The 12142-nt window shown below is 43.4% G+C and carries 8 protein-coding genes; 5 read left to right on the top strand and 3 right to left on the bottom strand.

Annotated elements, in window-relative coordinates; translation table 11 throughout:
• The first annotated feature begins 264 nt into the window (after nt 1–264).
• From LNTAR_RS14185 to LNTAR_RS14205, 5 genes are all read left to right on the top strand, one after another.
• Nucleotides 265–1539, top strand: a complete 1275-nt coding sequence (locus LNTAR_RS14185) for an FG-GAP repeat domain-containing protein (protein WP_007279407.1) — start codon at nt 265–267, stop codon at nt 1537–1539.
• A 4-nt stretch (nt 1540–1543) separates the two neighbouring features.
• A complete protein-coding gene (locus LNTAR_RS14190; protein ID WP_007279408.1) occupies nt 1544–2944 on the top strand; it encodes a sulfatase in 1401 nt (466 codons plus the stop codon).
• 220 nt (nt 2945–3164) lie between these two features.
• Entirely contained in the window at nt 3165–4577 is a 1413-nt protein-coding gene (locus LNTAR_RS14195; protein ID WP_007279409.1) for a sulfatase, read from the top strand.
• Nucleotides 4578–4614: 37 nt separating this feature from the next.
• Nucleotides 4615–5994, top strand: a complete 1380-nt coding sequence (locus LNTAR_RS14200) for a sulfatase family protein (protein WP_007279410.1) — start codon at nt 4615–4617, stop codon at nt 5992–5994.
• A gap of 82 nt (nt 5995–6076) precedes the next feature.
• Complete coding sequence (locus LNTAR_RS14205; protein ID WP_007279411.1) at nt 6077–7507, top strand: sulfatase family protein; 1431 nt, start codon at nt 6077–6079, stop codon at nt 7505–7507.
• A gap of 86 nt (nt 7508–7593) precedes the next feature.
• Here LNTAR_RS14205 and LNTAR_RS14210 read toward each other — a convergent pair whose 3' ends face one another.
• The 3 genes from LNTAR_RS14210 to LNTAR_RS14220 all read right to left on the bottom strand — a co-directional run bounded on the left by LNTAR_RS14210 (nt 7594) and on the right by LNTAR_RS14220 (nt 11952).
• On the bottom strand, nt 7594–8361 hold the full coding sequence (locus LNTAR_RS14210; protein WP_007279412.1) for a DeoR/GlpR family DNA-binding transcription regulator: 768 nt from the start codon (nt 8359–8361) through the stop codon (nt 7594–7596).
• A gap of 82 nt (nt 8362–8443) precedes the next feature.
• On the bottom strand, nt 8444–10627 hold the full coding sequence (locus LNTAR_RS14215) for a bifunctional rhamnulose-1-phosphate aldolase/short-chain dehydrogenase (protein ID WP_007279413.1): 2184 nt from the start codon (nt 10625–10627) through the stop codon (nt 8444–8446).
• A 26-nt stretch (nt 10628–10653) separates the two neighbouring features.
• Nucleotides 10654–11952, bottom strand: coding sequence for a sugar isomerase (locus LNTAR_RS14220; protein ID WP_007279414.1), 1299 nt, complete (start codon nt 11950–11952; stop codon nt 10654–10656).
• Between the last annotated feature and the right edge of the window lie 190 nt (nt 11953–12142).

Genomic DNA, 12142 nt, shown 5'->3' on the forward strand with positions numbered 1-12142 from the left:
GCGTTGGAACTTGGTCTCTCACGAAATTCCGTTTACGTTTACAATAAACGTGTTTTAGCTGCGTAACACAAAGAAATATCTGTGCCGAATTTGTTATAAACTTAGTGATATAGTTTATATAAATCCAAGATATAATGTATATCCTTAAATAAGCTCATTTTATGAATATTACTTATTTACAAAGCTATTTTTAAAAAATATGTCACCAAATACGCGACTCAAGACAATAAGTTTACAAAGTTTAACATGAAAGAGAGAAAAACAATGAAAAAATTATTACTCACTACGGCTTTAATGAGCCTCAATATTGCCCTAGTCGCAGATCATACTCCCGATCACAGTGGCACAGAAAACCTAAGCCTCATTGCTAAAAATGGACAAGTTATTAGCGCAGATTATGAGAAAATCACGATAAGTAAATCCTTTTATTCGGAAGGCGCCGCTTATGGCGATCTCAATGGCGACGGTGTGAACGACCTCGTGGCTGGCAGTTTTTGGTGGGAGGGCCCCGAATACAAAGTCAAACATCAAATTCGCGAGCTTGATGGCAGTAAAAAACATACGCCAGTTAAGAATAATGCCTACACGCCCATTAAGTACTCCAATTCCTTTGGCAATTGGGTGAGAGACATCAATAAGGATGGTCACAATGATATACTTCTTGTGGGTTTACCAGGCTCCCCCTTGTATGCCTACCTCAACCCAGGTAAGGGTCAGGGTCAATGGCAGGAAGTTGCCTTGTGGGATGTAGTGGATAATGAATCTCCCCAACTCTTAGATGTCGATGGCGACGGGACAGAAGAGCTTATTTGCAATTACGATGGTTACTTTGGCTATGCAAAAATGAACCCCAAAAACCCTTTGGATAAATGGTTTTTTCACAAAATCTCAACTAAAGGCAAATGGCATAAGTACACCCACGGAATCGGCATGGGTGATGTAAATAATGATGGCCTAATGGATATGCTGGCGGGTCACGGTTGGTTAGAGCAACCCAAGGATGCCAAGCCAGGGCAGGAGTGGGTTTATCACAAGCAACAATTTTCTAATGGTGAACGCCATTGTGGCGCTCAAATGTTTACTTATGATGTGGATGGTGATGGGCGTAACGATGTCATTACCTCCGGCAATGCTCATGGCTATGGTCTCTACTGGTTTAAGAATATTGATAACAAAAGCTTTTCCAAGCAAGTCATTATGGGAACTCAAGCAAAGGATAATAAGTTCGGAGTGAAGTTTACTCAGTTACATGCTATTGAACATGTAGATATGAATAATGATGGACTAAAGGATATTGTCACTGGTAAGCGTTACTGGGCTCACGGGCCAAAAGGCGATGCCGAACCTATGGCGCCGGCCGTACTTTATATTTTTCAACTTGTTCACGAAAACGGCCAGGCTTATTACAAGCCCATAAAAATCGATAACAATTCAGGTGTCGGAACTCAGTTTAGTGCGGGGGATGTCAATAAAGATGGCCTCAATGATATCCTAGTGAGTAACAAAAAAGGAACCTACTTGTTCCTGCAAAAGAAATAGATATATGAAGAAATTTCTTTGCTACATAGCTTTTATCTCGAGCATATTTGCTCAGGAAAAGCCCAATGTCTTGATGATCTCTATAGATGATTTAAATGATTGGACGGGTTTTTTAGGTGGCCACCCGCAGGTGAAAACTCCCCACATGGATAAGCTTGCCAATAGCGGGCGCATTTTTGCCAATGCTCACTGTGCGGTGCCGGTCTGTTCTTCTTCGCGTGTGAGCGTCATGTCAGGCCTTGCAGCCACGACTCATGGCAGTTATGAAATCGGCCCTAGTTACCAATCAATTCCGGCTCTCAAAGACGTATTAACGATTCAGCGCCATTTTAAAAATCAAGGTTACTACACGCTGGCAGGGGGCAAAGTTTTGCATCATGGCTTCAAAGGCTCTGTCGCAAATGATAATGATCGCAGTTTGATTAAAGGCCATTCCGGTCCAAAACCAAAGCAGCCATTAAACCTTCCCGAAGGCTGGAGTAGGGCTTGGGATTGGGGACAGCACCCAGGGACTGATGCACAAGCCCATGATATGAAATTGGCTCACAATGCAGCTCAAGCTCTGCAGGAAGATTTTGATAAACCCTTTTTTATGTCAGTTGGATTTTTCCGACCTCATGTTCCCTTGCTGGTTCCGCCTAAATGGTTTAATCTCTACGATGAAGAGTCAATTGTACTGGCTCCTTCACCAAAATCCGATTTGGATGATGTGCCGAAAAATTTCCTATCGATCAACGACTATGCTGTAGCTCCCACTCACAAAGAAGTCTTGGCGACTGATTCGCACAGAAAACTCACCCATGCTTATTTAGCCTCCATTAGTTTTGTAGATGCGTGTGTAGGACGTGTCATCGACGCACTAAAAAACAGTAAATACGCCGATAATACAATTGTCATTTTATGGAGTGATCACGGTTTTCATTTGGGCGAAAAAGAGCATTGGGCTAAACGCACCTTGTGGGAAGAATCCACTAAAGTACCTTTATTAGTTTACGGGCCGGGTATAGAATCTGGAGAAGCTTGTCTAGAACCGGCAAGTTTAATCGATATCTACCCAACATTAGTCGACTTATGCGGAGTCAAAGCGCCTAAGAAATTGGATGGGATTTCATTAATGCCACAACTTAAAAATCCGCTAAGTGAACGTAAACAACCTGCAATCATATCCTCTTATTACGGAAATCATGCAGTTAGAACTCGTGACTGGCGTTTCATTTCTTATGAAGACGGTGCAGAAGAACTCTATGATCATAAAAATGACCCGGATGAATATAAGAATTTGATCAATGATCCGAATTATAAATCAATCCGCGATGAACTTGCCCAGTGGCTGCCCAAGAAGGCAACTGCAGAAGTAAAAAAGGTGAGTGAACGTAATAAGTTATCGAAAAGGAAATCTAAATAACTCCAATTGAGCCTACTTAAATCTACATAATTATCCATAAAGTTCCTAGTCGCCTGGTTAAGGATTGGCAAATCCTTACAGGGAGAGCTCGAGAGGGACAGCGTCCTTCTCGTATGGATCGCATACCTGTGGGCAATCATGTAAATCTTTAAACGAATCTAAAATTTATTAATAATAAAGGAAAGCTTTGCTGCCTTTCTTAAAAAATAAGGTAAAACCAATGAAAAAAATAACTCGTCTGATTATTTTATCTCTGTTCATGGGATCAACAGCGCTTTTTGCTCAGGAAAAGCCCAATGTCTTGCTTATTGCGGTGGATGATCTCAATGACTGGATAGGTGTTCTCGGTGGTCACCCGCAGGCAAAAACCCCCAATATGGATCGCTTGGCTAATCGCGGTGTTCTTTTCACCAATACACAATGTCAGTCACCGGTGTGCAACCCTTCTCGCGGGAGTATGATGACTTCTTTATACCCAAGCACAACGGGCATTTACTTTTTAAACCCAAGTGTTGGGACTTCACCTAAGGCAAAAGGTCACCTCGTTATGCCCAAGCGTTTCGAAGCCGAGGGCTACCATGTGAGTGCCGCCGGTAAATTGTTTCACAACCAAGAAAATAAAAAATATTTTAAAGAGTATGGCGGGAGTTTTGGGGGTTTTGGTCCCATCCCCAAAAAGAAAATTACTTCATTTCCCGGTCATCCACTCTGGGATTGGGGTGTTTACCCAGAGCGTGACGAGCAAATGCCGGATGTAAAGATTGCTGCTTGGGGCAAGGAAAGGCTTGCTCGTGATTACGATCAACCCTTCTTTATGGGCATCGGTTTTTACCGTCCTCACGTCCCGCAGTTTGCTCCGCAAAAATGGTTTGATATGTACCCCCTCGAGTCAGTCCAAATGCCAAAAATGAGAAAAAATGATATCGAAGGTATCCCTCAATATGGTGTCGACTTAACGCGGGAAAAACACGTGGCCCCCACTTATGAATGGGTGATAGAAAATAAAGAAGAGAAAAAGCTCGTGCAATCCTACCTCGCCTGTGTTTCTTTTGTGGATGCTCAGGTAGGCAAAATTCTCGATGCCCTAGATGCCAGCCCTCACAAGGATAATACTTACGTTGTGCTATACAGTGATCATGGCTTTCACTTGGGTGAGAAAGAACGCTATGCCAAGCGTAGCCTCTGGGAAGATGGTGCACGTGTACCCATGATGATCTCAGGCCCCGGAATTAAGCCAGGTGTAACTCACAAGCCAACGCAGCTTCTCGATATCTACCCAACTTTACTGGAACTCACTGGACTAAAATCCGACCCCAAACTTGAGGGTAATTCTCTTGTACCACTTTTGCGTAATCCGCAAAGTGACTGGCCGCATTACGCTCGTACGAGCTTCGGTCCAGGAAACTATGCCATCGTCTCTGAACGCTACCGCTATATCCACTATAACGATGGCTCAGAAGAATTTTACGACCGCAGCAAAGATACCCACGAGTGGCATAATCAAATCAAAAACCCCGAGTACGCCTCAATTATTGCCAAGCACCGCAAGCAAGTTCCCCAGGAACGCGCTCCCATCCTAGGTAAAAAATCAACCGGTCACAAAGCTTTTGCAGCATCTGAAGCCAATAAATAAAAGTTTTTAATAAAGCTTAAAAAAAGGGTTAAATCATATGCGCCAACTTGTGTTGCTATTATACTTTTTGACAACTTTGAATCTTAGTGTTTTCGCTGGGGATTCCCTGAAAAACACGAAGCCGAATATCCTGGTTATTTTTACCGATGACCAAGTCTATCGTGCGATTGCTTACAATAACCCGGCTGTAAAGACTCCCCACCTAGATAAGTTGGCAAGAGAAGGTCTTATTCTCAATAATGTCTATGTAGCTTCTCCCATCTGCACCGCCAGTCGCGCAGCCATGATGTCCGGTGTTTACCCGCAGCAGAATGGCGTTGTTGCTTTAAATCATAAAGCTTTTAAAAAGTATTATGCTGGTGCTGAGAGGGCGGAGCAGTCTTTACCTCGTCAGATGAAAAAAGCGGGATACCATTGCGCATTTTGGGGGAAGTCACATATTGGCCCGCCTAAATCTTATGGTTTTGACGAAGGTGAAGAAACTAAGGGTCATGATGATGTGGAAACTTTCAAAAGGGCCAATTCTTTTTTACAAAAAGCAGCTAAAAGCTCCAAGCCTTTTTTTCTTTGGTTGGCACCTCGACAACCTCACCTGCCACTTTACCCTCAACAAAAATGGCTTGATCTGTATAATGAAAATGAGTTAAAACTCGACGCCAATTACCTGGAGGAGCCACTTCCATCCAGTGTCTTCAATCAGGGTAAGCCGGGAGAAAATTTTCATCGTGATAGCAACTATACAAAAGTATGGAAAAAGCTGCCGGGTGGTCCTCCTCGAAACGAAGCTACCATGCGCTCTTTTATCAAAGCATACTACGCTGTCATCAGTCATTTAGATTCACAAGTTGGGCAAATGATTGAGAATATGGAGCAATTGGGGATCAAGGATAATACAGTTATTGTTTTCTTATCTGACAACGGTTACCATTTGGGGAATCACGGCTTAGGCAATAAAATAACTATGCATGAAGAATCTGTACGCGTGCCGATGTTCATCAACTGGAGTCAGCTTACAAGCAAAGGAAAAAGATCGGATGCACTTGTGTCCAGCTTAGACCTTTATCCCAGTCTTTTGGACCTAGCCGGAGTTCCATTACCAAATCATCTCATGGGAAAATCACTCCTCCCCATTTTTAAAGATGAAAAAGCAAATGTTCGGCAGGTGGTTTTTAGTGAATGTGTTGGCGTTGGCGCCAAAGTAGGCGAAGGACATCGTATGGCTCGAAATAAAAAATGGAAGTATATTCTGACTGGAACAGATGAACAATTCCTCTACAACCAAAGCAAAGATCCCTATGAGCTGAGCAATCAAACAGGAAAGCCGGAACAGCTCCCCATACTAAATGAATTAAAAAGATCTATGTCCAAGTGGATGGAACAAATCGGTGATCGAAAATTCCCCCATGCTATCAAATAATGCAAAAAGCTATAAGCCTTGGTGTCATTAGCTTTATCTAAGACAATTTTATAAAAAGAAATATTTATAGAGGCTTTATTTCATGAACAAAATAGTAGCAATACTCACGCTTTTTATTTTAAGTCATTCAACTTTTGCTAAAGACGCGCCAAATGTTCTATGGATTGTTGTCGATGATATGAGTGGATGGCTGGGCTGTTATGGAGACGAGACAGCTGCGACGCCAAATATCGATAGTCTGGCTATCAATGGAGTAAAGTTTGAACGGGCTTACATGCCTTCACCGGTGTGTTCCACCAGTCGTTCGGCACTCATTACCGGAACGATGCAGACAAGTCATGGATTGCACCAGCACCGCACAATGATTAAGAAGCCTCTGCCCGAGGGAATTAGCACCATAGCGCAAGTCTTTCGCGAGGCGGGTTACCTGACCTTCAATGAGCAGAAGACGGATTATAATTTTTCTTATCAATACCATGATTTATTTTCTCCGGAATTTAAACGCCCCTCAAAAAAAGTTGTTTCAAGTCATCTAAAAGGCCATGATCTAACTTGCTTGGAACAGTTGAAGGGAAAGCAGTTTTTCGGGCAGATCCAACTTTCGGGTGGAAAGTATCAGGGGGAAGTCGGCAGAAAACCCTCCGCTTATAGCCGTGTAAAACAAAGCGCTATAAAAGTTCCGCCTCAGTATCCGGATACCGCTGTGATGCGCAATGCCATTGCCCGTCATTATGAACAAATCGCTTTTTGTGATAGCCAAGTGGGAGCCATCATCAAAGCCTTGAAAGACTATGAACTTTGGGACAATACAATCGTTTTCTTTTTTACCGATCACGGATGCCCCATGCCCCGGGCTAAGCAGCACCTCTATGATGAGGGGATTAAGGTTCCCTTGATCGTTCATTGGCCGCAGGGAATCCGGAAACTCCACGAGCTGGGCAAGGTGAGAAATGACTTAGTGAGTGGTATCGATATTACCACCAGCTCAATTGATTTAGCGGGTTTGGAAGTGCCGGAGTTCATGGAAGGGAAAAAGCTCTTTGCGAAAAATTATCAGCCCCGTGAGTTTGTGATTTCCGCAAAAGACCGCATGGGCAATGCCATTGATCGCGTACGCTCAGTGCGTAGTGAAAAGTTCCTCTATATAAAAAATCACATGACTGATCGACCGCTTTATCAAGCCGCCTATCGAGATGGCTATGCGACCTTTGTGAACCTTAGAAAATTGTATACAGAGGGAAAGTTGTCAGATCTTCAGGCCTCATACCATGATGCCTCCAAAAGAAAAGTTGAGGAATTGTACGATGTTATTAACGACCCCCATCAATTACACAACTTAGCGCTGAACCCGGAGTATGCGTCCGTACTCAAAAAACATCGAGCGCAGCTTGTGCATTGGGAGCAAACGACCGATGATAAGGGCCAACAACCACCAAGTAAAGAAGAATTAGAAAAGGTTTATAAGAACTCTAAAGGCAAATGTGTGAACCCGGAGTACGATTTTTTAAAATAAGGTCATGTGGGTAGCTTGCTATAGGCTCAGGATCAAAGGTGAGAGAACTCCCGTCTAGCTAAAAATAGTGAATGTAAAGGGGGGTGTTAAACGATAGTGATGGAAGCGATATGTTCTTTTAGGGAGTCAATGTTTTCCTGCGGACATTTTTGATCAGTAATGAGGTGGTTAATTTGATCTAAGGCAGCAAAACGCACGAGGGATTTTTTTTGTATTTTGCTATGATCGACTAGGAGGATTTTTTGGTTGGAATTTGCGATCATCGCACTTTTGACCGAGGCTACATCGTTGTTGTTATCGCTAATGCCCCAATCTTTATCTATCCCTTGGCAAGAAAAAAAGTATTTATCGACAAAGTAATTCTGTATGGTACTGATGGCAGTGGGTCCCACTAGGGTTTGTGTACTATGCCAAAGTTTACCGCCAATTGAGATCAGGCTGATATTGCTGTGATTGGATAAATTGACAAAGACTCGTAGGGAATCAGTGATAACTGTAATTTTAATATCGGGCATGATTTTAGACATCTGCCAGGTGGTGGTGCTGCCATCCATGAAAATGGTTTCACCTTCTGAAATAAGGCTCAAAGCATGTTCAGCAATGGCAGTTTTTTCTTTAATATTTTGAATCTGTCTTTGTTCAAAGCTTTGCTCAATCAATAGTGATTGTTCTTGCAGTATGGCGCCACCATGTTTGCGGATCAGTTTACCCTCATTTTCTAATCTACCTAAATCCCGTCGAATGGTTTCTTCGGTAACTTGGAACTCATGGGACAAATCAATGACTTTTGATTCTCCATTGAGTTTGAGGAAATCAATAATATTTTTATGGCGTAAGTCTGCGGTTACTGACATTAAAGGATCCTTTTTTTGCTAAAATAGTAAGAGTCTTAAAAAAATCACCCCCTTTTTTACAAGAGGGTGAAATGAATTGCGTTTATCTGAGGAAGGCCTCGTGTAGGCCACCATCAACAGAGATGACTTGGCCAGTACTTTTACTTAGCATGCTACTAGCGAGTACATAAGCGCATTCGGCTTGATCTTCTGGTGTGATGGGTTCTTTGGTGAGCGTTCTTTGGGCATAGAATTCTGCGAGGGAATTACGGAGTTTTTCCGTCGGCCATTCTTCGCTATATTCAATGCTATATTTGGCAAGTGAACCTATAACTCGATCACGTGGGAACATGGACGAGCCCTTGACAACTGTGGCAGGAGCTAAGCCATTGACACGTACGAGGGGAGCCATGTCGACGGCAAGTTCGCGAATTAAGTGATTGGCAGCGGCTTTTGACGTGTCGTAAGCTAGAGAACCACGTTTTGCGACGGCCGCATTTACGCTAGTCGTGAGAACGAGTGAGCCCTTGAGTCCTTGTTGCTTCCAGACTTTGTTGCCTTCGTCTGCGACCATAAAGAGGCCTTTGACGTTGATATCGAAAGTTAAACCCCATTTTTCATCAGGGATATAGCCAGTTGTATCCGATGGAACAAAAATACCAGCAGTCACAATAACGTTATCAATACCACCGTAAGCGAGGGTGATTTGCTTGTACATGGCTTGAATACTTTCACGATCAGTGATATTTGCGCTGAGCGCAATAGCGGGACCACATTTAGAAATGCCCGTTCCAGATACACCGATACCATGACCATAAATTTCTATGAGTTCATCGGCAGTTGATTGTGCAGCTTCGGCATTGAGGTCAACACAAACCACGTGAGCGCCTTCTTTGGCAACGCGATGAGCAGTGGATTTGCCAATGCCTGAACCGGCGCCAACAACGACGACGACATTGCGGGCGAATTCTTTTTCAGCAGGCATGCGTTGCAGTTTAGCTTCTTCGAGTAACCAATATTCGATGTCGAAGGCTTCTTGTTGAGGGAGGGCGATATATTCATCCATGGCCTCAGCACCACGCATAACTTCGAGGGCACAGTTGTAGAACTCTGCAGTTACGCGGCTCTCTGACTTGTTTTTACCCCAAGCGACCATGCCAATGCCCGGGATGAGGCAGATAGAGGGATTGGAAGGGCGAATAGCGGGAGAATTATCTCTTTTACAAGTTTCGTAGTATGTTTGGTAGTCAGCCTTGTATGCCTCTACGCCTTCAGCGAGTAAACGCTTGAGCTCGGCTACGTCGCCAGAGGCAGGATCCCAATCCACATAAAGGGGTTGGATCTTAGTACGAAGGAAGTGATCTGGACAAGAGGTTCCGAGCTTAGAAAGACGGTCAGCATCTTGTGAATTCACAAAGCGCAGGATCGTATCATCCGAGTGGATTGTACCAATCATTTTCTTCTCAGTCGAAACGAGACCGCGAAGTGAAGGAAGAATTTGAGCAAGTACATCGTCACGTGTTTCTTCGTCTAAAGAAGTGTATTTAGCGCCACCAAAAGTCATTTCGCCTTTGTCGCGTGCTTCAATGTATTCAGCAGCTTTTTCGATGAGGTCTAAAGAGAGGTCATAACACTCTTTGTTATCGTCAGCCCAGTTGATGATACCGTGGCCAGCGAGTAGTACGCCTTTGGCATTGGGGTGCTTTTTACAGATTTCTTGCAATTGAAGACCGAGGTCAAAACCTGGGCGTTGCCAAGGCGTCCAGATAATATCATCGCCAAAGATTTCTTTAGTTAGGGCCTCACTATTTTTACAAGCCGCAAGCGCAATCACAGAGTTGGGGTGCATGTGATCCACATGCTTAAAGGGGATAAAGGAGTGTAGGGGCGTATCGATAGATGAGGCGCGAGGATTATTGTTGAAGGTACAGTGCGGGTACATGCCAACCATGTAGTCTTCAATAGCTGTTTTAACACCTGATTCAGGGTTGTTAGTGTAGAGTGGCTGTAAGTTGATGAGCTTATCTTGGTAGAGCGAAGCGAAGTTTGCTTTCTTGCTCGTTCTCAAATCACCGCCAGAGCCCTTGACCCAAAGAACTTCTACGTCTTCGCCCGTCACAGGATCTTTTTCGATGATTTTGGCCGAAGTGTTGCCACCACCCGTGTTAGTGATTCTTTGATCATCACCGAGGATATTTGAACGGTAGATAAGCTTTTCGACTTCGTCTAATGAATCAGCCTTAGCATCATCCCAAAGGTAGTTTACATGTTTGTATGTTTTTGACATTTTTCTATTTCCTTAATTACTAAAAATTATAGACCAGTGACCGCAACGCGAGTGCCGCGTGCATCAATGAGTTGTTTGCGAACTTCTAAAGCGCGGTAAGCAGCGAGGGGATCAAAAGCTCCACCTTGTCTCATGCGAGCCTCGCGAATGAGAGGGCGTACATCAGTGCGGTAGGCGTTTTGAATAAGCTCTTGGCCACCTGCGACGTCATTATTGAATTGGAGCTCATTGAGCTGAGTTCTAGGAATGATGAGGGCTTGAGCATAGGCGAGGGCGATGGCGTCGAAAGACTGGAGGAGATCTTCCATGGGGTCCTTTGTATTGTGCGACGCATCGATCATCCAAGCGAGCTCATTATCTTGTTTTTCATCGCCCTTCATGTATTCCACGAGTTCGTTGAAGATGAGGAAGAGTTGATAAGGTTTGAGTGAACCAACAGTTAAATCATCATCACTGTATTTTGAATCATTGAAATGGAAGCCAGCAAGGCGTTTTTCCATAATGACGCGTGATACAACTTGCTCGATATTAGTGTTGGGTAGGTGGTGACCTAAGTCCACTAAACACAAACAGCGCTCACCCGTTCCCTTAGCGAGAAGCAGGTTAGAGCCCCAGTCATTATTAACTGTAGAATAAAAGTTTGGTTCGAAGGGCTTGTGTTCGGTAAACATGAACCAGTCTTCAGGCATTTGTTTATAAATTTGTTGTAAAGAATCTTGAACATTTTCGAATTGTTTGCGGAAGTTGGCTTGGCCAGGGTAGTTAGAACCATCGGCTAACCATACAGTAAGAGAATCAGAACCAAGGCGCTTACCGTATTCAATCACGTCGATATTGTGTTGGATAGCTTGTTCGCGAACAGCTTCTTGAGTATTGCACATGGAACCATATTTATAAGAGAGGCCATTGGGTGTGTTAGCGCCGCGCGGGTCATTCATAAATGTATTTGAGTTCATGCTATCAAATGTCAGACCATAGCTCGCTGCCAACTCTTTTACTTCTTCGGCATTGTCAGGAATATCCCAAGGAATGTGAAGTGAGATAGAAGATGTTTGGCCAGATAGCTGTTTGAGAATCCCCACATCAGAAATCTTTTCTTCGAGCGTAGCGGGCTCGCCGCCACCAGGGAAGCGACCGAAACGAGTAGCACCAGTACCTAGGGCCCAAGAGGGAGTGGCAACTTGTAGTTTAATGATGTCAGCGATGACCTCTTCGGAATTAATGCCTTGTTGATCAAGCTTAGCGCTAACAATATCGAGTTCTTGTTGATGAAAGTTCATGAGCTGCTTATTGCAGTCAGTTATTTGGTTGCGATCTAAGTTCATGTGTGCTCCTGATATTTAGAGTGATTTATGTTATTGATATTATTCTAGAGTCTTTTTTGCCTGTTTCAAACATTTTATCAAATAATTTCTTTGTTTTTATGTATTTTTATCTAAAATATTGTTTTTTTATGTTGAATAATTTTTGTTTCAATTAATTTTGTTGTAGACTGAGTCATTATTATAAAGATCG

Origin of the sequence: Lentisphaera araneosa HTCC2155 (assembly GCF_000170755.1) — a bacterium.
Classification (GTDB): domain Bacteria; phylum Verrucomicrobiota; class Lentisphaeria; order Lentisphaerales; family Lentisphaeraceae; genus Lentisphaera; species Lentisphaera araneosa.